The sequence below is a fragment of the Vallitalea guaymasensis genome, assembly GCF_018141425.1.
Lineage (GTDB): Bacteria > Bacillota > Clostridia > Lachnospirales > Vallitaleaceae > Vallitalea > Vallitalea guaymasensis.
Map to the genome: position 1 here is coordinate 4,178,831 of NZ_CP058561.1, position 23,198 is coordinate 4,202,028.

The following is a 23,198-nucleotide window of genomic DNA, read 5'->3' on the forward strand; positions in this document are numbered from 1 at the left end:
ATATAATACCCAAATGAATAAATCAAATTAAACAAAAATAGGAGGTTATTATTTTGAAGAACAAGAAATTAGCAAGAATAATTACAATGGTGTTAGTATTTTCTTTGATATTATCAAATGCTGCTATGGCAAAAAATGATAATAATAAAGGAAATAGAGGTAAGAGTAAAGTCAATTGGAATTACCTTTATAAAAAACATGCTGATCAATATAAAACATGGGAGTATGAATATACAAAAAAATTCCAAGATGTTGAAAAAGAACATTGGGCTAATAAAGATATTGAACGTATGAGTGCAAAAAATTATATCTTAGGAAATGGAAATGGTAAATTCTTACCTAACAAACCAACAAAAAATATTGAGGTCCTAGCTATGATTCTTAGGATTATGGGATGGGAAGATGATGCAAAAGAGTTAGATGAAATACCAGAAATAATAGAAAGCCTTGATATTCCTGAGTGGTCGGTTAATTATTTAGCTTATGCTTATATAAAAGGAATAATCACTGAAGATGAGTTGAAGAGTTTTGAAGCTAATGGAGCTGCTAAGAGGTATGTTGTTGCTAAATATATCGTTAGAGCATTAGGGTTAAATGATAAAGCATTAGATAATGATGATGAGGATTTGGATTTTGATGATGAAGAATCAATACCTGAAGGAAATAATGGATATATTTATTTAATTAATAAACTAGGACTTATGTCAGGATTTAAAAATATGTTTAATCCAAATGGTAATTTGACTAGAGCTGAAATGGCAATTCTATTTTCTAGATTGGATGATAAAGTAGATTGTGATAAAGATGAGGTAGAAATGGGAGAATTTGTTGAAATATCAAACGGCATTATTACCATTAAGGATGATTATGAATCAGAAAGATATCTTCTTAATGAAAATGTAGTCGTATATGATATAGATGGTAAAGAAATTAAATTAACTGACCTTCAAGTAGGAGATAAACTACAACTTGAATTCTTTGACCACAAAGTTGTTTACATTGAAGTATTTGAAGAGGAAGATGATAAAATTCTTCAAACTTACAAAGGTAAAGTAACTAAGGTAATTGAAACTGAAGGAGACAAAATGATAAGTATTCTAGTTAATGAAGAAGAAGATACTTTTGTACTTAATCAAGACACTGCTATTAAAAAAGAAGGTCAAGATGATTTATTGAACTTTAATGATATTAAAATTGGGGATATAGTTAAAATAACAAGAATTACTGAAGGTGACGATTCTTATATTTCAGAAATAGAAATTCAGGTTGAAGAGATAGTTACGAAAGTTTATGAAGGAATAGTAATGGCTCTTACAGAGACAACAACCAATAAATTAGTAACTATTCGTCAAGATGATGATAAAGAAAAAACATTTATAGTTGATGAAAATACTGTAATTAAAAAAGAAGGACAAGATGATGAATTAGAAGTTAAAGATATTAAAATAGGAGACATAGTAAAAGTAACAGAGATCACAGAAGGTGATAGTGTAAATGTCAAAGAAATAGAAATACAGATAGATGAGCCGGTAGTGAAAGTTTATGAGGGAAAAGTAGTATCTATCGCTGAGACAGTAGATGAAAAATTGATAACAGTAAATGTGGGAGAAGAATCTAATACTTTTAGTATCGGAGAAGAAACAATAATAAAAGATCATGGAGAAGATGCAGAAGTTGAAGATATATCACTTGAAGATAAAGTAAGGGTAACTGAAATTACTGAAGGTGATGAAGTTAAAATAGCACTATTTGAGATAATAGACTAAAGATTTGATATAATTTAATATGGTAGATTTTGACTGTATCATGATATAGCTTATGAAAAATAAGTTGTTGGATGATACAGTCATTTTTTTATTAAATAATATATTGAATTTTAAAAAAATATATGCTACAATATTATTGACCAAAGTAGTCAATAATAAATGCATTGGTTTTAGAATATACTAATTCTTAATAAGTAAAACCTAACTATTTGCTATTAATAAAGGAGGTTATCATATGCATATCATTGAAACAGAAAAACTTACTAAATACTATGGTAAATCAAGAGGTATAATTGATGTTTCATTAAAAGTTGAAGAAGGAGAGATCTTTGGTTTTATTGGACCAAATGGAGCTGGTAAGTCAACAACTATAAGAACTCTATTATCATTGATTTATCCAACTAGTGGTAGTGCTAAGATATTTGGAAAAGATTGTATCAAAGATGGTGCCGAGATTAGAAGGAATATAGGTTATCTACCATCAGAAGTTTTTTACTATGATAATATGAGAGTTATCGATTTACTAAAATATTCTGCTAGTTTTTATGGTAAGGATTGTACAAAGCGTATTCATGAATTGGCAGAAGTAATGAACCTAGACCTTAAGAAAAAAATAGATGATTTATCCTTTGGAAATAAGAAAAAAGTTGGGATTGTCCAAGGATTGCTTCACGAACCAAAATTGATAATACTTGACGAACCAACAGGCGGTCTTGATCCATTGATGCAACAGAAATTTTTTGACCTTATAAGAGAAGAAAATGAAAAAGGAGCAACGATATTCTTTTCATCACACATACTAGACGAAGTGCAAAGAATGTGTGACAGAGTTGCTATCATCAAGGATGGTAAAATAATTAAAACCGAAAGCATAGAATCTTTACGTCAAAGCAGATATAAAAGATTCAGGATTGAATCTCATGACAATCTTCAAAAAGCTGCGTTTGATGTTAATGGTGTTACAGAACTAGAAGTAAAGGATAATAAAGCAACATTTTTATATAAAGGCGATATTAATATTATGATTAATAAATTAGGTGGAATAGAATTAGCTAACCTCCTAGTTGAAGAACCAACTCTTGAGGAGATTTTCATGTACTACTATCAAAAGGAGGTTTAGGTTATGAATATTTATAAGTTCGAGTTTAGGAAATATCTTAAAAGTAATATAATATGGACTATATCTATCATAGCTGTTCTGTTCTTATTTGTATCATTATTTCCTACTTATTCAAAAGAGGCAGAGCAGTTTGAGAAGCTTATTAGTCAGTTTCCAGAAGCATTCATAAAAGCAATGGGTCTAAATAATATGAGTGTGTCACATATTATTGGCTATTATAGCTTTGCATTTTCGTATATCCTTCTTATAGGAGGTATATTCGCTATGAAGCTAGGACTTGATATAACTTCAAAAGAATCAAGAGACAAGACATCAGATTTCTTACTTGTCAAACCTCTGAGAAGAGCTAATATACTAACCCCTAAGATTATGGCTTCATTGACTCATATTGTAATAATGAATGTACTGTTTTTCGTTTTTGCAATAATTGCTGTAGAGGCATTTAAAAAAGCAGATTACAACTTTACTGATTTTTTACTACTGACACTTAGCTTATTCTTTGTACAATTATTCTTATTCTCATTAGGTATTCTTATAGGAACTATTGTTAATAAGTTAAAAAGTGTTTTACCAGTAACCCTAGGTGTAGTATTTGGATTTTATGTATTATATCTTTTCAATCAAACAGTAGAAGATGAAAAATACAGCTATCTATCACCATTTGGTTTTTTCGACAGCGGATATATAACTGAGAACTCAGCGTATTCTGTATCACATTTAATAACGTCAATATCATTAACAGTTATATTTATAGTAGCTTCATATGTCATATATCAAAAAAAGGATATTCCTTCTGTATAGTATATGAAGGAACATTGGATAGGAGGAAAATTCTATGAATATTGTTCTTAGAGAATTACGTTCGTATAGGAAAGCTCTTATTATATGGAGCGTCTGTATAATTATATTTACTGCTATGGCTTTCGCAAAATATGCTGGATTTGCAGCTATGGGCAGTGAAGCCAATGAATTATTGGAAAGTCTACCTGATTTTATGAAGAATGCATTTGGTTTGTCTTCCTTGAATCTTACTGAAATAAAAGGATATTATAGTGTTTTATTCATGTACTATGCACTGATAACTGGAATACATGCAGTAATGTTGGGTGCAACAATAATATCAAAAGAAGCAAGAGACAAAACAGCAGATTTTCTCATGGTAAAACCAATAACAAGAAGCAGTATGATTACAAGTAAAATAATAGTTGGTTTCATAGATGTTCTAATCATTAATATTGTAACAGGGTTAACAACCATTGTTTTTGTAAATATAAATAATAATGGCGAATCCATAATTGGTGGTCTAATTAATGGTATGGTTGTACTATTAATAATACAATGTATATTCTTGAGTCTTGGTTTAGCCATATCATCATTTACTGGAAAAGCTAAAAAAGCAACAACAATATCAACAGGTATAATACTCATAATGTATTTCTTGGATGTTTTTAGAAATATATCCGATAAACTGGATTTTGTCAAATATATAACTCCATTCTCATATTTTGATACCATCAAAGTGTTGAATGGCAATGGTTTTGAGGCATTATATATTGTGTTGTCAATAATTATCATAGTAGTAAGCATCGTTCTTACGTATACTAACTATCAAAGAAAAGATATTTTATAAAGGAGCGATTATATGAGCGTAGAAACAATAATGTTGGAATCAAAAAAATGGGCTGTAGTAGGAGCAACTGATGACCAGGATAAATTTGGTTATAAAATATATAAGAAATTAAAAGATAACAACTACACAGTCTACCCAATAAGTGTCAAATGCAAAGAAATAGACGGTGATAAGGCATACAAAGAACTAGCTGATTTACCTGAAAAAGTTGACGTAGTAGATTTCGTAGTCAATCCAAGAATAGGAATATCAATCATAAAACAATGTAAAGACCTAGGAATAAAAAACGTTTGGCTTCAACCAGGCACCGTCAGCGAAGAAATACTACAATACGCAAAAGATAACGAAATAGAAGCAGTACAAGCATGCGTACTCGTTGCCTTGTCGTAAAGTAAGTTCTCAAGCACTATAAAATATATAAAAAAAGAGTATAGCCAATAGTTAACCAATTAGAAGAAAAAGTGTTTTGTGATTATATTGAAGGGTATAAAGAGCAAAAGAGTATATGTATATGTGAAGTAGTGAGGCAGGACGCCGAACCCAGCTTTTTGCTCAGGACGAGCAAGTAGCTGGCGAAACATATACATATACTCTTTTGCAAAAACCAAGTCAGAACAAAAAACTTTTTCTGACCTATTTACAATATCTTTTAGTTAATACCTATATTGATAAAAACCCATAATAATGATAAAATATAATTGATTATAAATAATCTAATAATACAAAATTTAGAATTTATGTCATTAAAGAAACGCCCTAATATTTATTACAAGTATTATGGCGTTTCTAAAATAATTTAATAAGGGTGATTATTCGATGAGATTCCAAGTAAGGGAAAAAATATTTAGTTTTGGAGATGACTTTACTATAAAAGATGAAATGGGGAATGACTTTTTTATAGTAAAAGGTAAAGTATTCAGCTTAGGTGACAAACTACAATTATTTGACATGAATGGAGAAGAAGTATTTTATATAGAGCAGAAGCTTCTAAGGATGCTACCCGAATACACTATATTCAGAAAAGGTAATCCAGTTGCGTTAGTCAAGAAAAAGATTGCTTTTTTTGGTTCTAAGTTCAATATAGAAAGTGAAAACGGTTATTATGATATAGACGGTAGACCTTTTAACTATAATTTTTCAATAATGAAAAATGGCAATATAGTAGCGACTGTATCAAAAGAATTTTTTAGCTTCTCTGATACATATGGTGTTGATGTAAATGATAACGAAGATTATGGATTCATTATAGCCCTGGTAATAGTCATAGACCAGATAATCCATGATAACAATAATCATTAACACTATTAACTTATAATGTTTCAGTTAAAATTTAATTGTAATAGAAGGCACCTTATAGGTGTCTTTTAAATAGAAATTTTATTCAAGGAGTATGATATTATGAAAATTATTGACATTGATAACTGGAAAAGAAAAGAACACTATAATTTCTATAAACGACTAGATTATCCACACTATAATATTTGCGCTAATATAGACATAACTAAATTTCATAAATTCATAAAAGAAAATGATCTGCCTTTTTTTATAACTACCATATATGTTGTTTCCAAAACAGCTAATGACATAAAAGAATTCCGATATAGAATAAGAGGAGAGAATGTTATAGAACATGAAAAAGTTAGACCAGCTTTTACTATAATGGGGGATGAAGAATTATTTGGTTTCTGTACAGTAGACTATTTTAATGATTTTAAAACTTTCAAAGAAAATACTATGATTAAGATGAAGAAAGCTAAGGAAAATATATCTTTAAAAGATGACCCTAGCAAAGATGATGTTCTATATCTTACAAGTCTTCCTTGGATCTCATTTACAACAGCTTCACATCCAATAAGCATAAATCCAGTAGATAGCATACCAAGAATAGGCTGGGGAAAATTTTTTGAAGAAAATGGTGTAATCAAATTACCTCTTTCTGTACAAGTGCATCATGCTTTGGCAGATGGACTTCATGTAGGAAAATACTTTCAACTAATACAAGAGATTATGGATAATCCAGAAAAATACTTATAGACAATAGTACATAATGTAAAAGTACCAAGTGAAAATATGTATATAAATAAAATAGACTCTGTTTAGCGGTAAGGTACTATAACAGAGCCTATTTTACAAATTAATTAATAGTTCTATTTGCTCTCATCTTTCTCGAAAGCAATCAAATAATATTTTTCATTGAACTCTTTTTCTAATTGAGTAATTCTATCTAGTTCATTATTGGATAAATTAGCAAGAGGTACTTGATTAAGATTATTTAAATCATTCACATATATCATCCCTTTTATTTAATTTATTCATTTTTATTATTTGCATCTTTATATTCAATTATACAACCAAATGTGATAAATGAACAAATGTAGTATGTATTCTTGCATAGGATAAAGGAGATTATAAATATATTGATGTTGATTAAAATCAGAAATATGATTAATGGATTAATGTTACATTTAATAAAAAGTAAATCCAAGTGATTTTTTAAAATATTTATGATAAAATAATTATGTATATATTAATAAGAAAGTGATGATGATATGAATAAAAAAGTTCTAGCTATAAATAGTAGTAAAAGAAAGCGTAATACCTATGGATTGTTAATTGACATCAAAGAGCAATTTGAAAAAATCAATATTGATGTTGACATCATTAATCTACATGATTATAACATTGAGCTATGTACAGGTTGTGAATCTTGTATATTGAAGGATAAATGTTTCTTGGATGATGATATGGATATGTTGATGAATAAATTGCAACAATACGATGGAATAATACTTAGTACTCCAATATACCTTAACAATATTAGCGGAAAACTTAAAATGTTTATTGATAGAACTTGTAGATGGGTTCATAGACCAGCTCTAGCTGGAATACCAATCATGAATGTAGTAACAACATCATCTTCAGGTATAAAAAACACATTAAAATACATGGATAATGTAGCTGTTCAATGGGGAGCTTTTCCAACTGATAACATTAGCAGAAAAGTAACAACTGTCAAAGAGAAAGTACAACCAAAAGAATACGAAAATTTTGTGAAACATATTATGATGGATAAGAAATTATATAAACCTAGTATAGAACAGTTAATATATTTCTCAGTCTCTAAAGTACTTGCTCTAAAAGTTATTAAAAGAGATGCTAAATACTGGGAAGACAAAGGCTGGTTATCAAAAAACTATTTTTATGATTCCAAAATCAATATATTCAAAAAGGTAATAGCTAATAGATTCTATAAAATGTTATATAAAAAAGTAAATAGAGTGGAAGAATAATCTGAAATAATACAAAAAACTTAAAATCTGATTAAAATATTTAAAAATACTGGCGTTATCAAAAGGAATGCAGTATAATAATATATAACACAATAATGAAGGGGTGTTCACTAATGCCACAAGTCTTAAAAGACGATATTAAAAATAGAATACTTCATGTAGCTGTAGAGATGTTCAAGAATTATGGTTATGCAAAAACTTCAATGAAGAATATTGCAACAGAAGCAAAAGTAGCAGTGGGAAATCTATATAGATATTTTAACAGTAAAGAAGATTTGTATAACGAGATCATAAAAGAATTCGTAGATACAGTAAACAACATCATCAAGGAAAACACTCACAACATGGTTAATCTGGAAGATATGGAGGAAGATGTCTATGATATAGTGGGCAAGCTTGAAGACTATCCTAATTATCTAGGTGTATACCCCATGGTAAGTAAGATTTGTTATGACCTTAGTGAGTACATAAATAAAAACAGAGATAAAGCAATAATATTTTTTCAAAGCAGTAAAGAAGTTCCAAGTTCAAGACTTAATCTCATAGAGATAATTCAAAAAGTTCTCTATGGAAAAATAAAGAAGGATATGAATAAGACATATTTAGAAGACGAAGATAAATTATATGCTTGCAGTCTGGCAAAAGGTTTCTATGAGACTTTGAGCTATATGGTTATTAACATGGAAGAATCCTTTGATATGGCTGATTTAATGAATAAGGTCGTAAAGTTATACTTCTTATAACAGTTATCTTCATTGGTTAATAAACTTGTTGTAATTAATAATAAATTTATTTTTTTATCGTAAAATGAACCATGATTCTCTTTTGAAATGGGAATACTATTAATATAGTAGATTGGAGGGAAGGAAATGAAATTAAAAATAATTATAAGCTGCTTAATAATCATTATAGGCATAAGCGGTTGTAGTCTAATTCCAGATAAGATTGTAAAAAGTGAAGAGGTTGTAAGGACAGTAGAGGTAAAAGAAGTAAAGAAAGAAATGAATGATATTATTTTAGATTATCTAGGAACTGTCATAGTCAATGATGAACGTATATTATTTACTGATGTTTCAGGAACAATAACCAGAGTTAATGTAGCAGCAGGACAAAAAGTTAATAAAGATGAAGAATTATTTATGATAGAAGAGAATGAAGATAATACCATAAGTATTAATTCAGATATAGATGGATATGTGAAAGAGGTATTTGGGAAGTCAAGAACCACAGTGCAAGAGGGAGATCCATTAATAAGTCTCAACGTCTATAATCATAGAGTATCTTTTGGTATAATCTCAAAAGATATTAAAAAAGTTGATGTTGGAACAAAAGTCAATATAACCATCAATGGTGTTGAAACATCAGGTAGAGTCTGTCAAATCAGTCCTTATCCAGATCAATCAAGTAAGACCTTCCCTGCTCAGATAGAGCTGGCAGGTACATACGATAAAGAGGATTATATTGTTGGAGCAGTAGCAGAGATTGATTTGATTATTGGGCAAGAAGAAGGTTTTTATATAGATATCAACAATGTACTTAATGAAGGAGATCCTTTTGTGTATCTTATGAATGATGACAATCGTGCAGTTAAAAAGAATATCACTATAAAAGGATATAGTAAAAATAAAATATTGATTGAAGGACTAAATGAAGGGGATAAGCTCATTATATCAGGAACTTCCAATTTGAAAGAAGGTCAAAAAGTTAAAATACCTGAAGAAGAGGTGGAATAAAGCACATGGGTAAAATTATTAGGTATGCCATAAAAGAAAGAAAAACAACAATACTTTTAGCTATAATTTTAATAATTTATGGATTGTATAACTATTATCTGCTTCCTAAACAGGAAAACCCAGATACCACTTCTCCTGCAGCAGTAGTTACAGTAACCTTCCCAGGTGCATCAGCAAAAGAGGTGGAAGAACAAGTAACTAAGCTTATTGAAGACGAAGCTATGACTTTAGATGGAATAGATAGTATTGAATCTATTTCCAACAATAATGTATCAATAGTTATTGTCAAACTTACTACTGGAATTGACAGTAGTGAACAATGGGATAATCTCAGAGAAGCTATGTATGGCATGGAAAGCAAATTGCCCTTAGGAGCAGATAAACCTGTTGTTGAAACAGATCTAATAGATTCTGCTGGTTTCATAATCAGTTTATCATCAAAAGAGCTTGCTTATGATGAGTTATCTAGTCATGGAGAGGATATTCGAAAGGAACTTATTAAAGTAGACGGAGTCAAAAAAGTAGTTATAGATGGACTAAAAGAAAAACAAGTAGTCATTGAGGTGGATTACAAGGCATTGAATACCTACAGTCTGTCTATTGAAGATATATATAATTTGCTTGTTTCACAAAATCTTAACATTCCTTCAGGATACGTGGAAACTGATAAAGGAAAAATAACAGTCAGTACTCCCGGAAAATATCAATCACTAAAAGATATAGAAGACTTGATAATAACTATATCACCAGAAACAGGAGGCATTGTCAGGTTAAAAAACATAGCTGAGGTTGATATAGTAAGAAAAGAAAATGTTAGACAGTATACTCATGAAGGTGAGGAAGCAGTACTTCTTACAGGTTATTTTGAAGAGAATAAGAATATCGTCAACATTGGTAAAGATGTGAAAGATATCATTAATAATTATAAAGACTCGTCAAATGAATTGTTGAAGATTGATGAAGTCTTATTTCAGCCTGAAGAAGTTGAGAAATCAGTTAATAACTTCATAATAAACCTATTAGAAGGTATGTTATTCGTTCTATTGGTGGTACTAATCGGAGTTGGTATAAGAAATGCTCTTATTGTAGCCACATCAATACCATTATCCATTTGTATTACTTTTATTGTAATGAAGCTGTTGGGGATAGATATACAGCAAATGTCAATATCAGGTTTAATAGTAGCATTGGGTATCTTGGTAGATAATTCAATTGTAATTAGTGATGCAATACAAGTTAAATTGAATGAAGGAAATAGTAAAAAAGAGTCAGCTTATCTAGGTGCCAGAGAACAACTTGTTCCTGTTCTTACATCTACATTGACAACTCTTGCAGCATTTGCAGCTATCACAGTACTTCCTGGGGCAGCAGGTGAATTCGTACAGAGTCTGCCACAAGTGGTATTTATATCCCTTACAGCCTCTTTCATTGTTGCAATGCTCGTTACACCTGCACTAGCAAGTTTGTTCTTCAAGGAACACAGTCAAGATAAGAAGAATAGAAAAAATATAATAAGAAAATTCTTCAAAGGATTCCTAAAAGTTGGGTTAAAACACAAAATAACTACTATTGCAATTAGCCTAGGAGTTCTAGTATTATCAATACTGGCTGTTTTTACCCTAGATATAGATTTGTTCCCATATGCAGACAAAGATATAATGTACATCAATGTAAAAGGAGAGGTCAAAGGGGATATCAGTAAAACAAAAGAATTAGTAAAAGAAGTTGAAAAAGTACTAGAACAAGAAAAGGATATTACTACCTATACTTCAGCAATAGGTGGTTCTATGCCAAAATTCTATATAACAATTAATTCTCTTGCCTCCACGGAAGATATAGGTCAAGTCTTGTTTAGAGTCAACTTGAAGAAAACTGATACACATAAGAATCTAAACGATTTTTCACTATATCTACAGAATAAGCTTAATTCTGTACTACAAAATGGTATAGCTACCGTTGGCAGATTGGAATTAACTGAAAGTGGACCGGATTTCAAGGTAATAATTGCAGGAGAAGATACTGAAAGAATGACGTCCATAGCTCAAGAAATAGAAAAAGAATTATTAAACAAAGAAGGTACTGTCAATGTAAGTACCAATATGCTTAGTAAAGAATATGAATATAAAGTTGATATTGACTCCAATGCGGCGGCTTCTTATGGTTTAACTAAATATGATATTCAAAAACAACTGAATCTATCATTATATGGTTCAATACCAACTACAGCTAATTTGGGAAACAAAAATTATCAGGTATATCTTAAGACAAATGCAAAAGAAATCAGGGACATCAATAATCTAGCCATAAAATCGAATATAACAGGTGAGAAAGTTCTACTAAAACAAGTTGCAAACATACAATTACAGGAGAATCTTCCAGCTATTAATAGATTGGATGGCGAAGAAGCCATCATCGTCCAGTGTGATGTCATATCTGGTTATAGTATTGTGGATATTGGTAATACAGTTGAATCAATGGTAGATAATAATATGAATACAGCCGGCTTGAACATCAAATATTACGGGCAGAAACAGACCATGGATACTTATCTTGATGGACTGGATCTGGCAGCTATCTTTTCAATTGCTGTAATTTATATTATACTGTTATTACAATTCAACTCCTTCAAGCAACCATTAGTAATATTATTGACTGTACCACTTTCACTTATTGGTTCTATCCTAATACTTGTTTTATTGGATATAAAAGTAACTTTTACAGTATTATTAGGTGTAATTAGCTTAATCGGTATTGTAGTAAACAATGCCATACTATTGATTGAATATATTAACAGGGCTAGAGATAAAGGAGCTTCTTTAATAGAAGCATGTATAGATTCAGTGGATAAGAGGTTTAGACCTATTATGCTGAGTACTGTTACCACAGTTATTGGATTAGTGCCACTAGCATTATCAGGTAGTTCTTTCTTTAGTCCTATGGCAATAGCTTTGATGGGTGGATTGATGATATCTACTATATTGACATTGGTAATTATACCAGTTGTATATACTTTGGTAGAGAAAACTAAGAAATAATGAGGTAGATGCTAGTGAAAAACAGTAATATCAAATTAGGAATATTTAATTGGTTTGGATATATCATGCCCCCTGTAGAACGTGTCAAGAAGATAGTAGAAGCTGGATTTGACAGCATTATGTTATGGTGGGATGAAGAATTATTTTCAGAAGAAGGTAAAAAGGATTTATTAAAAATCTTGGAGATGGATATAAGTATTGAAAACATCCATGCACCATATTATGAATGTAATAAATTATGGAGCAGCAATGAATCTGACCGTAATTATATAATTAATGAATTCATTAAATGTATACATGATTGCCATACTTATAATATACCGGTAATAGTCATGCATCTGACCCAAGGTGATTATCCAGACAAACCCAACATATACGGGCTTAACTCCATAAAGACTATATTGGAAGAAGCAGAAAGATGTGGAATCAAAGTTGCCATAGAAAATACAAGACAAGAAGAGTTTTTTGATTATGTTCTTGATAATATCCAATCAGATTGGTTAGGGGTGTGTTACGATTCTTCTCATGCTAATTTGTACAGCACCTCTATTTATGATGTTTTAAATAAATATGGTGACAGACTTATTGCATTACATCTATCTGATAATGATGGATGTACTGATAGACATTGGCTTCCTTATGAAGGCGTCATCAATTGGAATAAGCTGCTTTATAAGTTGAAGGAAATAAATTATATGGGAAATCTATCATTTGAGGTCTTTTATGATAAAACAAAAGATGATTATGACTCAGCTGAATTTTTAAGAGAAGCACATGATAAGGCTGTTATATTAAGAACTGAATTAGAATATATATTATAGTTGATTAAAATTAAAGAGGTGATTGGCTTATTTTATGATAATGGGATGAGTATTGTTATGAAAAACATTAAAAAATCTAATTAAAAAATTAAGGTTTTTCTAATTCATTTTTAATTGTTATTGGTTCAAAAATATGGTAAGATGACATAAGATTAAAAAATAATCATTATTAATTAGACTAAATATAAATGAGGGTTGACCATGAAGAAAGACACGATAGACACTTATATTATGCTTTCTGATACTGGTTCTGTATTGAATAGATTGATCAAATTCTATACCAAAATACCATATAACCATGTATCGGTTGCACTGGACGAAGAGCTGAACGAGATGTACAGTTTTGGTAGAAAATTCCCTAGAAACCCTTTAATCGGAGGATTTGTCAGAGAATATATTGACAAAGGAACTTATGCTCGTTTTAAAAATACTACTTGTTTAATATGCAAAATGGAAGTTACAAAAGAGCAATATGATAAATTAATCAAGAACATAGAACATTTCAAGAAGCGAAAAAGAAGATACTATTATAATATATTTGGAATTTTTACAGTGATGTTGCATATACCAGTAAAAATTCCATACGGATATGTATGTACCCATTTTGTATCCCATGTATACGAAAGAAGCGGTGTAAAGCTCTTTGATAAAAGAAGTTCATTAGTTTCTACAGTTGATTTCTATTATCTTAATAGGATGAAGTTACATAAAGTATATGAAGGAAAATTATCAGATTTCTGTAATGAAAAAGAATACCAACAATTTATGGTAGTATAAAATTTACTAGGAATATTTATAAGCTCAAGATTAGTAGTCTTGGGCTTTTTTGATGTATAATTACCCTCCTATAAAACAAGTAAATATATTGCCCCTTTAATCTATTTTTTAGGGTTTTATTATGATAATGAAGTTGCTATGATTTAGTTATTATAATGAAATGAGGTGTAAGATTATGAGGATAGTAGAGATTAATGAAGCTGAGGCAATTTTTGAACCTTTTTGGGAGGGTGGTACAAGTGAACATACCAATCCACATGAAAAATATCGTGTGCTGGATGAGTATGAAATAGAGTATAGTGAAGATACTATAGGACAAATAAGTCAGGGCTGGGCTTTTGCCAGTATAAATATTGATAAAGCTAAAAAGAATACAGTAGCTATGTCCATGTCAAGAAAATGTGAACTTGATATTGAAACATATGATACATTAAAGATTTTTGCTTCCATACCAGAAGAGTTATTGTTTGATGTTTATGTAACTATAGATGGTGAGTATAAGAAGATTGGTGACAAGATAAAAGGTCATGGAGTAACAGGAGAATATGACTTGACGATAGCAGGAAATATAATAACAACCATCAGAATTGATTTTATAGCAACCAAAGATTATATAACAGCTAATATAGCATGGTTGGGACTTGCAGATTCTAAGAGAGTAGAATTCATGGAGAGCCGTAAAAACCATTATGACAGCAAATGGACAGGACTCTTCAAAGAAAAAAGTGAAGTTGATTTTAATGCTGAGATAGAAATATTATTTGACAATAAAGACCTAGACACTCTAAGGAAAAAGTTTGAAATAGAACCTTTCAAATCAGCTTATGAGGGTATGGTAGAGTTAGCCAAAGAATATATGAAAACTCAACCAGAAAAATTAATAGGAACATATGTACCTAAACCAGATAGACGATGGTGTCGTGATAGACACGTTAACAAGCCAGCACTAGATACTATAATGGAAAACTTAGCTTTTGTAGGATTAATTGAAAAAGATTATGAAATGCTGAGAATGGCTTGTAGATGTGCATTATCTGTAGCTCATTGTACATATTGGTGCGAAAGTATAATGGGGGTATTCCCAGGAGCTATGTGGCATCATAGAAGTTTTACGGAAGAGATCTATTGCAAAAGCTGTGGATACGTTCTTGATTGGGCTGGTTCTCTACTCACTCCTTATGGTAAGCAGATAATAAGAGATGCTATTACAATGAAGGGATTACCTAGATTAGAAGCAGATTTCAAATGCGTGGATTATATTAGGCAGATGAACCAAGGTATTGTATTCAGTGGAGGTAGAGTAACTGGATTATTAGGGTTGGTACATAGATTTCCAAGATATCATTCTAATATTCTTGAGGCAGAGCAGGATATCATTGAAATGATTAATAATTATGTACAAGAAGATGGTGGAACATTGGAAGGACCACACTACTGGCAGTATACATTTTCCAATGTAATACCATCTTTATATGCTTTGGCAAGATATAAAAAACAACCTTTCTCAATATATAAAGAATTACTTTCTAAGACTGGTAAATTCATATTATCCCATTTGTCTCAACAAGATGATGGTACGATACTCTTGCCAATTAATGATGCTCATCCAGGGGTTCATCTAAAAGCAAATATAGCCTATAGTTTCTATGAATTGACAGGTAATGAAGTATGGTTGTCACTCTATACCAAATTATTGGAAAAAGGTTATGTAAGTGATGATGTCTTTACATTAGTAGCCTCTCCATTAGTTGAGAAAATAGAAGGAGATACTGTAATTGAACAAGGAATCTTTGAAGTAACTGGACAAGTGGATATTAATAGACAGGGAAAAGATATTAGTAAAGCTCATCTACATTATTGCAGCGGTGAATTATATGTAGGACATTCTCACCAAGATAAAGGTAGTATAATATTAGAAGCAGAAGGCATTACTTTATGTCCGGATTGTGGTGCTGGATACTATCATGATGCTAATTTAAGCAATTTATGCTGTGCGAATAACCATAGCTTATTCTTGCCTGTATTTGATAATGGTAAACTAGCTCGTCAGCCAATGGAACAATATGGCGGTAAGATTATCAGGGCAGAACTAAAAGATGATTATGTAACTATTGCCAGTGATGAAACCCAGGCTTGGGAAGAAGGACTGATGAAACACTCCAAGAGAAGAATATATTCGCCATGTGCAGAGATATATATCATAGTTGATGATGTTGAATTATATGAAGAGCATAAAATGAAATTCTTATTGAACTCTTATGCAGACTACGAAGAAAAGGAAAAAGGTATATTCACTGCTGATTTTGATAAATGTAGTTTGAATGTAATACCATTGAATTGGGAATGTCAGGACAGTAATGTAAGAAATATTAAGGACGGAGAGAAACAAGAGGTTTTTCAACTGGAATTGACTACTAAAAAATCTGACAAACATTTTAATGTTACAGCAATTACACTAGCAAAAAATGATCAGTTCAGAGTAAAATATATTGAGGATATTATTGAGCTTACAAGTAATAATTATAGTATATCAATTACTATCAATGATAATTTAGTTGATGTAAAAGAACAATGATATGATACAATAATCAAATATTATAAAATATAATATGAAAAAAAGACTAAAACTTATTAAACCCTCACATCATAAGTGTAAGGGTTTAGTAAGTTTTTTTCTTTAAAACCTTTTAATTAGCTTACCTCCATAGAATATTGATGTGGGAAAGTTGAATTGGTAACATATGATACAGCTAAAATAATAAATAATAGTATAATAAAGAGTAAGTCGATGATAAAATATAATTATTTATTAACCATATAGAGCTGAAAGGAAGGATATTATGACAAAATATTTTAATGTAAAAGATTCATTATATGATATTACAGAACGTTACCCAGAGACCATAGATTTATTCGAATCAATAGGATTTGAAGGAATGAAAAATGAAAACCAGAGAAAATTGATAGGAAAGTCAATTACCCTTGAAACAGCATTGAAGATGAAGAAAATCAATTTGGATGTATTTACAGAAAATCTTGAAGATGCTATAAATCATAACAAAGCTATAAATGATGAAACTGATAAGGTTACCAATAATGATGCTGACATTAAAATTGAAGGTATCTTACCTTGTCCTGTGAGAATACCACTTATGGAGTCATTCAATAAATGGATGGAAGGCACTGGTAATAACCTAGATACTAAAATGGAGTATGAATTAAAAGCGGCATCCATGGGTGTGGATTGGTTAAAAGAATCATTAGAGAAAACTGAAGACCCAGATGTATTATCAGATATATTCATATCAGCAGGTTTTGATCTGTTTTTTGATAAAAAATTAATTGGCAAATGGGCTTCAAAAGGTGTTTTTGAAGATATAACCAAAATGGAACATTATAATAAGGAATTTGATAATGAAGAAATATGTCTAAAAGACCCTAATAACAACTATTCAATTATAGGGGTAGTACCAGCAGTATTTTTAATAAATATAGAAGAATTAAATGGCAGAGATATGCCAAAATCATGGGAAGATATATTGAAACCAGAGTTTGAGAATAGTGTTAGTCTGCCAATCGGTGATTTTGATTTATTTAACGCCATATTATTGAATATTCATCAAAAATATGGTGAAGAAGGATTGAGAAAACTAGGAAAATGCCTATCAACAGGAATGCATCCTTCTGAAATGGTAAAATCTCACAGAAAACAGGATAAACCAGTAGTTACAATCATGCCATATTTCTTTACTAAGATGATTAAAAATGAAGGACCAATGAAACCTGTATGGCCATTAGATGGAGCTATAATAAGCCCAATATTCTTACTATCCAAGAAAAGCAAAAAAGATATGTTAGAACCAGTTGTTGATTTCTTTGCTTCAAAGGAAGTAGGAGAGATATTATCTCATAACGGTAAGTTTCCAAGTGTTAATCCAGAAGTGGATAACATGATATCAATGGAACATAAATATATGTGGTTAGGCTGGGATTATATATACAATAATGATATGGGTGAATTAATAAATAGATGTGAGAGTATTTTCAATGAAAATATAGATGTTAAATAGAGAGAAAGGTGATAAATATGAATCTAGTTACTATTTCCGGACCTCCATCTTCAGGTAAGACATCAGTTATTTTAAAAACAATAGGCGCTCTTCAAAAAAGAGGATTATCAGTAGGTGTAGTTAAATTTGACTGTCTCTATACAGATGATGATATATTATATAAAAAAGCAGGAATACCAGTTAAGAAAGGTTTGTCTGGTTCTCTATGCCCTGACCATTACTTTGTCAGTAATATTGAAGAAGTTGTTAAGTGGGGTATAAAAGAAAACTTGGATTTACTCATTACTGAGAGTGCAGGACTTTGTAATCGTTGTTCACCATATATCAAGGATATCAAAGCAATTTGTGTAATAGATAATCTTAGTGGGATAAATACTCCTAAGAAAATAGGACCAATGTTAAAATCTGCTGATATAGTTGTAATAACCAAAGGTGACATTGTATCACAAGCAGAGAGGGAAGTGTTTTCTTCAAGAGTTAATTCTGTTAATCCAAAAGCTGTTACGATGCATATCAATGGGTTGACTGGACAAGGCGCATTTGAATTAAGTACTCTATTATATGATGAAGAAACTGATACAAGTACAGTAAAAGGTAAAAAATTAAGATTCTCAATGCCATCAGCACTTTGTTCATACTGTTTAGGTGAAACTAGAATCGGTGAGGATTATCAAATGGGTAATGTAAGAAAAATGAAATTAGGTGATGATGAAGATGATAAATAGAGAAATGCTTGATGAACTGACAATTAATGAAATAGAAAATAAATATCCCTTTATAATATCATTCTTTGCAGATAATAAGTTGGATGTTGATGAATATAGAAATGAGACTTTCATAAGTTTCCTAGAACATTTTTCTGAGGAAGAAAGAGAAGAATGGGCTATAGATACAACTAAATTAACTGAGGATATAATCGTATATATCAATACCATGCTGGATTTTTTAGGCATAAAAGAAGAAAAAGCAGTTGATTCATTAACAATTATAGCAGGACATGATAAATCTGGACAAAAAGAAAATTTTGATAATATCACTATAAACAAAAGTGAGATAATATCTATTGTCGGTCCAACGGGTTCAGGTAAAAGCAGATTATTAGCTGATATAGAGTGGACAGCTAATGAAGATACCCCAACAGGTCGAGCCATTCTAATTAATGGTGAAAAACCAGATAAAAAGTGGAGGTTTTCATCAGGTAATAAATTGGTGGCACAGTTATCACAGAACATGAATTTTGTAATGGATTTAACTGTCAGTGAATTTCTTGAACTACATGCAAAAAGTCGTATGGTTGAAAATGAAGAAGAAGTAATAAAAAAGATTATTGAAGCTGCTAATAATCTAGCAGGAGAAGCTTTTGACCTTAATACTCCTATCACAAGCTTAAGTGGTGGACAATCTAGAGCTTTGATGATAGCGGATACAGCTATTCTAAGCACGTCCCCTATTGTATTAATAGATGAAATTGAGAATGCTGGAATTGATAGAAAGAAAGCACTGGGTCTTCTTGTTAGCAAAGAAAAGATTGTATTAATGGCGACTCATGACCCTAGTTTGGCACTTATGGCTGATAAGAGAATAGTTATAAGAAACGGTGGTATATATAAGGTTATAGAAACAGGAAAAGAAGAAAAAGCTATGCTGCAAGAATTAGAAAAGATGGATAAAGTCATCAAAGGATTAAGAACTTCTCTAAGAAAGGGAGAAATAATTAATTATAATGACAATATCAGTAATATAAATGTTTATGAAAGCATTCATTGACAAAAACTTATTTATCTTATAGGAAAGTTGCTACGGAACGAGGCGTAGCTTCTTTTTTTTATAGAATATTAATAAACTTAAGGGTTTTTTAATGTTTATCTTATTGCGCATGTGACTTGATTTAATGTATAATTGAAGAAATGTATTATTTTTACAACATAGAACAAGCTATTTACGCAGGAGGAAGTTTTTTATATGGATATTATTGAGATATTTAAAGCATTGATTATTGGTATCGTAGAGGGAGTTACAGAATGGTTGCCAATAAGCAGCACAGGTCATATGATTCTAGTTGATGAATTTCTTAAGTTGAATATGTCGGACGCTTTTAAGGAAATGTTTTTCGTTGTAATTCAACTAGGGGCAATAATGGCAGTTGTAGTTATTTACTGGAAGAAGATTTTTCCCTTTTCATTTAAACAAAAGCAATTTATTAAAAAAGATACTATTCTTTTATGGGTAAAGATTGTCATTGCATGTATTCCAGCAGGAATCGTAGGTATATTATTTAACGATAAGATGGATGAATTATTCTATAACTATCAGACAGTTACTATTACATTGATATTATATGGTATTTTATTTATTATCATAGAGAAATGGAACAAAGGCAGAACTTGTAAAGTTAATGATATCTCTGAGCTTACGTATCAGACAGCACTTATAATAGGTTTATTTCAAGTATTATCATTAATACCAGGAACTTCACGTTCTGGAGTAACTATATTAGGAGCAATACTTATAGGAACATCAAGAACTGTAGCCGCTGAATTTACATTTTTCTTGGCTATGCCAGTTATGTTTGGTGCAAGTATAATCAAGATACTAAAATTCGGCTTTGCATTTACAAGTCTAGAATTATTGGTTCTTCTAACAGGAATGATAGTTGCTTTTGTAGTTTCAATATTAGCTATCAAATTCCTAGTAGGATATATCAAAAAACATGACTTCAAAGTATTCGGTTGGTACAGAATAGCGTTAGGAATCATTGTAATCCTATATTTTACAATATTTAAATAAAACAATGGGGCTGTAGGATAATTAAAAATGTATTATCCTACAGCCCTTATATTTTCTATACACGATCCATTCCTTCAGTTTGCTTTTTAACTAAGACTCCTTCAGCTATTTCCCATTCTTTGGTTGCTGTACCTTCATCATTAATGATGTAGCCATTACTTGATAAAGGATATAAAAGGTCTTTTGTAAAATTACGTCCAGATGCTTCACATAACCAATGAGTAGCTGTTTTCATTATTCTATTATAATCGTCTTCTGTATCAGCAAATTGAAATAATCTATTGCTCACATTATAATAAACCTCATTATCTATTACAGTTGTATCTTCCATTTTCATCACCTCTTAGTTATGTTTTGCTAAGATTGATGAAATTATTTATTTAATGTTGTAATTGATTTTTGACTGCTTTCATTAGGTAAAATTATCTATTTAAAAAATAAACAAGTAGTAATAATAACTTAAGTATGAATTGCAAAAGTAGGTAATCGGGAATATTTTGTATATAAAATAAATTGAAAGCAAAGAATAATTATGTTATAATAAGTCCAGTATTAAATATTGTTTATTAAGAAAATAGCAAACCTATTGAAAAATAGGGACGCAAAGCTATGGGTCTAAGGGATTATATCCTAGGACTGCCAGGTTGCCGTATAATAATTTGATGGCAGTCACTATTATTAGTAGCTGTTTTTTTTGTCACATTTTTTTCATTGGCTAATAACGTTATATGAAATGTTATGTGGAGTGTAACAATTACCTTTTTTATATTAAAGGAATCTTCCTGCCATAAAATATAGTATATTTTATCATTTTTGTTTGATGAAATTATTTTATTTGTTTAATTAATAGTTGAAAGAGGGGATATAATGAAAAAAAATGATGTTTTATATGATAAAGTATTTTTAGTAAAATTTTTGGAACAATTAAATATAGAATTAGAGTATAAGCGATTGGATGGGAAAAATGAAGAGTTGATCGCTGAAGCGGCAAAATGTCTTGCTGAAACTTTTGCAGGGGTAACAGTAAAGGAAGAAACAATATCTGAACCGATGGTACAGGCTGTTCACTTATCTATTGAGGATTTTAATGAATTTGTTTATAATTACATGAAAAATGTTGTAGAACAAGGATTGTGTTATATAGCTATAAACAGAAAAAACAATAGAATCATAGGTGTGTTAGCATGTGAAGACTTTGATCCAGATGAAGAAGTCCCTCCATTTACAGATAATTTAGAGCCCATGAATAAAATCTGTGAATTACTTGAAGTTCTTGATAAGAGGTTTTTGGATACTATTTATTACAAAACAAATAAAAAAGTTAAAAAGAATGATTTTGTACATATGTTTATGATTGGTGTAAAATCAGATAAGCTAAAGAAAGAAATAGCAAAAGACTTAGTGAGAATCTGTCAGGATGATGCAATAAAAAGAGGCTATAAAGGTATGTTTCTTGAAGCTACCAATATTAAATCTGCTACATTAATCTCAAAATATTTTAAGTTTAAACTTGTTCATGATGAAAAAGGAATGCTTATACATACAAAATATGCTGAGACAGAACATTTTAAAGATATACCACCTGAAAAATCCTTGGATTGTAAATTATTCTATAAAGCGCTTGACCCAGAATATGATATTTAATATTAAATAACAAAACATTTACTAGGAGGTATACACATGTATAAAATTGACGTTAATTCAAGTAAGAAATTAGTATCTTTAGTAGCTGAGGGAATGTTCACAGTAGATGAAGCTAAAGATTGTATGAAAGACTATGAAAGCAAATTAAGAATGATAAATGTTAAGGATTATGTATTTTTAGTTGATGCAAGAAAACAATCAACTTCTACTCCAGAAGTAGGAGAAATGTTAACAGAAGCATTAAAAAAATACTTGGATACACCATTCAAAAAGAGATATTATGTAAAACTTGATTCAGTTATTGCAATGTCACAAATAAGAAGACTTGGTGGAAAAGACTTTGTTGATAAATTTGAAGTAGTAAATACACCAGAAGAAGTAATTAATAGTCTATAATATTTATTAATTTAACAAGAATAGATTATAAATCCAGGGAATTAAATATTTTCCTCTGGATTTATTTTTTACTTTGAATGAAATTAGTTATAGTGTTCATAATAAGAGTAGTAGATATTATTATAGTTA

Annotated in this window: 22 protein-coding genes and 1 riboswitch; of the genes, 20 read left to right on the forward strand and 2 right to left on the reverse strand. The window is 30.3% G+C overall.

Annotated elements, in window-relative coordinates; translation table 11 throughout:
• Positions 1-53 precede the first annotated feature (53 nt).
• The 7 genes from HYG85_RS17930 (at position 54) to HYG85_RS17960 (ending at position 6,550) form a co-directional block, all read left to right on the forward strand.
• The gene (locus HYG85_RS17930; protein ID WP_212690817.1) at positions 54-1,766 is read left to right on the forward strand and encodes an S-layer homology domain-containing protein; all 1,713 of its coding nucleotides are present in this window, start codon (positions 54-56) and stop codon (positions 1,764-1,766) included.
• Between the two features lie 235 nt (positions 1,767-2,001).
• The gene (locus HYG85_RS17935; protein WP_212690818.1) at positions 2,002-2,886 is read left to right on the forward strand and encodes an ABC transporter ATP-binding protein; all 885 of its coding nucleotides are present in this window, start codon (positions 2,002-2,004) and stop codon (positions 2,884-2,886) included.
• Positions 2,887-2,889: 3 nt separating this feature from the next.
• Positions 2,890-3,687 carry an ABC transporter permease subunit gene (locus HYG85_RS17940; RefSeq protein WP_212690819.1) on the forward strand — a complete coding sequence of 266 codons (798 nt, stop codon included), beginning with the start codon at positions 2,890-2,892 and terminating at the stop codon, positions 3,685-3,687.
• 34 nt (positions 3,688-3,721) lie between these two features.
• Positions 3,722-4,516, forward strand: a complete 795-nt coding sequence (locus HYG85_RS17945) for an ABC transporter permease subunit (protein ID WP_212690820.1) — start codon at positions 3,722-3,724, stop codon at positions 4,514-4,516.
• Between the two features lie 12 nt (positions 4,517-4,528).
• Entirely contained in the window at positions 4,529-4,906 is a 378-nt protein-coding gene (locus tag HYG85_RS17950; protein WP_212690821.1) for a CoA-binding protein, read from the forward strand.
• Between the two features lie 426 nt (positions 4,907-5,332).
• Positions 5,333-5,815 (forward strand): LURP-one-related/scramblase family protein, encoded by a 483-nt coding sequence (locus tag HYG85_RS17955; protein ID WP_212690822.1) that lies wholly within the window; start codon positions 5,333-5,335, stop codon positions 5,813-5,815.
• A gap of 99 nt (positions 5,816-5,914) precedes the next feature.
• Positions 5,915-6,550 (forward strand): chloramphenicol acetyltransferase, encoded by a 636-nt coding sequence (locus tag HYG85_RS17960; protein WP_212690823.1) that lies wholly within the window; start codon positions 5,915-5,917, stop codon positions 6,548-6,550.
• A 113-nt stretch (positions 6,551-6,663) separates the two neighbouring features.
• Here HYG85_RS17960 and HYG85_RS17965 read toward each other — a convergent pair whose 3' ends face one another.
• On the reverse strand, positions 6,664-6,801 hold the full coding sequence (locus HYG85_RS17965; protein WP_212693830.1) for a hypothetical protein: 138 nt from the start codon (positions 6,799-6,801) through the stop codon (positions 6,664-6,666).
• Positions 6,802-7,065: 264 nt separating this feature from the next.
• Between HYG85_RS17965 and HYG85_RS17970 the strand changes: the two genes are divergently transcribed.
• The 11 genes from HYG85_RS17970 to HYG85_RS18020 all read left to right on the forward strand — a co-directional run bounded on the left by HYG85_RS17970 (position 7,066) and on the right by HYG85_RS18020 (position 21,029).
• Positions 7,066-7,806, forward strand: a complete 741-nt coding sequence (locus HYG85_RS17970; RefSeq protein WP_212690824.1) for a flavodoxin family protein — start codon at positions 7,066-7,068, stop codon at positions 7,804-7,806.
• A 113-nt stretch (positions 7,807-7,919) separates the two neighbouring features.
• Positions 7,920-8,549 (forward strand): TetR/AcrR family transcriptional regulator, encoded by a 630-nt coding sequence (locus HYG85_RS17975; protein ID WP_212690825.1) that lies wholly within the window; start codon positions 7,920-7,922, stop codon positions 8,547-8,549.
• A 126-nt stretch (positions 8,550-8,675) separates the two neighbouring features.
• Positions 8,676-9,539: an efflux RND transporter periplasmic adaptor subunit gene (locus tag HYG85_RS17980; protein ID WP_212690826.1), complete on the forward strand. Its 864-nt coding sequence runs from the start codon at positions 8,676-8,678 to the stop codon at positions 9,537-9,539.
• A 5-nt stretch (positions 9,540-9,544) separates the two neighbouring features.
• Complete coding sequence (locus HYG85_RS17985) at positions 9,545-12,574, forward strand: efflux RND transporter permease subunit (RefSeq protein ID WP_212690827.1); 3,030 nt, start codon at positions 9,545-9,547, stop codon at positions 12,572-12,574.
• Positions 12,575-12,588: 14 nt separating this feature from the next.
• Entirely contained in the window at positions 12,589-13,395 is an 807-nt protein-coding gene (locus HYG85_RS17990; RefSeq protein ID WP_212690828.1) for a sugar phosphate isomerase/epimerase family protein, read from the forward strand.
• 201 nt (positions 13,396-13,596) lie between these two features.
• Positions 13,597-14,172: a hypothetical protein gene (locus tag HYG85_RS17995; RefSeq protein ID WP_212690829.1), complete on the forward strand. Its 576-nt coding sequence runs from the start codon at positions 13,597-13,599 to the stop codon at positions 14,170-14,172.
• 175 nt (positions 14,173-14,347) lie between these two features.
• Positions 14,348-16,747, forward strand: coding sequence for a hypothetical protein (locus tag HYG85_RS18000; protein WP_212690830.1), 2,400 nt, complete (start codon positions 14,348-14,350; stop codon positions 16,745-16,747).
• A 265-nt stretch (positions 16,748-17,012) separates the two neighbouring features.
• Positions 17,013-18,242: an ABC transporter substrate-binding protein gene (locus HYG85_RS18005; RefSeq protein WP_212690831.1), complete on the forward strand. Its 1,230-nt coding sequence runs from the start codon at positions 17,013-17,015 to the stop codon at positions 18,240-18,242.
• A gap of 17 nt (positions 18,243-18,259) precedes the next feature.
• Entirely contained in the window at positions 18,260-18,967 is a 708-nt protein-coding gene (locus HYG85_RS18010; RefSeq protein ID WP_212690832.1) for a GTP-binding protein, read from the forward strand.
• Entirely contained in the window at positions 18,957-20,009 is a 1,053-nt protein-coding gene (locus tag HYG85_RS18015) for an ATP-binding cassette domain-containing protein (protein ID WP_212690833.1), read from the forward strand. The genes HYG85_RS18010 and HYG85_RS18015 overlap by 11 nt, the downstream gene beginning before the upstream one ends.
• A gap of 195 nt (positions 20,010-20,204) precedes the next feature.
• Positions 20,205-21,029: an undecaprenyl-diphosphate phosphatase gene (locus HYG85_RS18020; protein ID WP_212690834.1), complete on the forward strand. Its 825-nt coding sequence runs from the start codon at positions 20,205-20,207 to the stop codon at positions 21,027-21,029.
• 55 nt (positions 21,030-21,084) lie between these two features.
• Here HYG85_RS18020 and HYG85_RS18025 read toward each other — a convergent pair whose 3' ends face one another.
• Positions 21,085-21,360 carry a hypothetical protein gene (locus HYG85_RS18025; RefSeq protein WP_113676192.1) on the reverse strand — a complete coding sequence of 92 codons (276 nt, stop codon included), beginning with the start codon at positions 21,358-21,360 and terminating at the stop codon, positions 21,085-21,087.
• 235 nt (positions 21,361-21,595) lie between these two features.
• Positions 21,596-21,681, forward strand: a riboswitch (cyclic di-GMP riboswitch).
• 215 nt (positions 21,682-21,896) lie between these two features.
• Here HYG85_RS18025 and HYG85_RS18030 point away from each other — a divergent pair.
• On the forward strand, positions 21,897-22,673 hold the full coding sequence (locus tag HYG85_RS18030) for a hypothetical protein (RefSeq protein WP_212690835.1): 777 nt from the start codon (positions 21,897-21,899) through the stop codon (positions 22,671-22,673).
• Between the two features lie 36 nt (positions 22,674-22,709).
• Positions 22,710-23,069: a hypothetical protein gene (locus HYG85_RS18035; protein ID WP_212690836.1), complete on the forward strand. Its 360-nt coding sequence runs from the start codon at positions 22,710-22,712 to the stop codon at positions 23,067-23,069.
• Positions 23,070-23,198 lie beyond the last annotated feature (129 nt).

What these genes read in the sequence shown, in the direction of transcription:
- HYG85_RS18015 (WP_212690833.1), top strand. Translation starts at nt 18,957, where the DNA reads ATGATAAATAGAGAAATGCTTGATGAACTGACAATTAATGAAATAGAA.
- HYG85_RS17980 (WP_212690826.1), top strand. Translation starts at nt 8,676, where the DNA reads ATGAAATTAAAAATAATTATAAGCTGCTTAATAATCATTATAGGCATA.
- HYG85_RS17975 (WP_212690825.1), top strand. Translation starts at nt 7,920, where the DNA reads ATGCCACAAGTCTTAAAAGACGATATTAAAAATAGAATACTTCATGTA.
- HYG85_RS17985 (WP_212690827.1), top strand. Translation starts at nt 9,545, where the DNA reads ATGGGTAAAATTATTAGGTATGCCATAAAAGAAAGAAAAACAACAATA.
- HYG85_RS17945 (WP_212690820.1), top strand. Translation starts at nt 3,722, where the DNA reads ATGAATATTGTTCTTAGAGAATTACGTTCGTATAGGAAAGCTCTTATT.
- HYG85_RS18035 (WP_212690836.1), top strand. Translation starts at nt 22,710, where the DNA reads ATGTATAAAATTGACGTTAATTCAAGTAAGAAATTAGTATCTTTAGTA.
- HYG85_RS17955 (WP_212690822.1), top strand. Translation starts at nt 5,333, where the DNA reads ATGAGATTCCAAGTAAGGGAAAAAATATTTAGTTTTGGAGATGACTTT.
- HYG85_RS18005 (WP_212690831.1), top strand. Translation starts at nt 17,013, where the DNA reads ATGACAAAATATTTTAATGTAAAAGATTCATTATATGATATTACAGAA.
- HYG85_RS18030 (WP_212690835.1), top strand. Translation starts at nt 21,897, where the DNA reads ATGAAAAAAAATGATGTTTTATATGATAAAGTATTTTTAGTAAAATTT.
- HYG85_RS17995 (WP_212690829.1), top strand. Translation starts at nt 13,597, where the DNA reads ATGAAGAAAGACACGATAGACACTTATATTATGCTTTCTGATACTGGT.
- HYG85_RS18000 (WP_212690830.1), top strand. Translation starts at nt 14,348, where the DNA reads ATGAGGATAGTAGAGATTAATGAAGCTGAGGCAATTTTTGAACCTTTT.
- HYG85_RS17935 (WP_212690818.1), top strand. Translation starts at nt 2,002, where the DNA reads ATGCATATCATTGAAACAGAAAAACTTACTAAATACTATGGTAAATCA.
- HYG85_RS17970 (WP_212690824.1), top strand. Translation starts at nt 7,066, where the DNA reads ATGAATAAAAAAGTTCTAGCTATAAATAGTAGTAAAAGAAAGCGTAAT.
- HYG85_RS18025 (WP_113676192.1), bottom strand. Translation starts at nt 21,360, where the DNA reads ATGGAAGATACAACTGTAATAGATAATGAGGTTTATTATAATGTGAGC.
- HYG85_RS17960 (WP_212690823.1), top strand. Translation starts at nt 5,915, where the DNA reads ATGAAAATTATTGACATTGATAACTGGAAAAGAAAAGAACACTATAAT.
- HYG85_RS17950 (WP_212690821.1), top strand. Translation starts at nt 4,529, where the DNA reads ATGAGCGTAGAAACAATAATGTTGGAATCAAAAAAATGGGCTGTAGTA.
- HYG85_RS18020 (WP_212690834.1), top strand. Translation starts at nt 20,205, where the DNA reads ATGGATATTATTGAGATATTTAAAGCATTGATTATTGGTATCGTAGAG.
- HYG85_RS18010 (WP_212690832.1), top strand. Translation starts at nt 18,260, where the DNA reads ATGAATCTAGTTACTATTTCCGGACCTCCATCTTCAGGTAAGACATCA.
- HYG85_RS17940 (WP_212690819.1), top strand. Translation starts at nt 2,890, where the DNA reads ATGAATATTTATAAGTTCGAGTTTAGGAAATATCTTAAAAGTAATATA.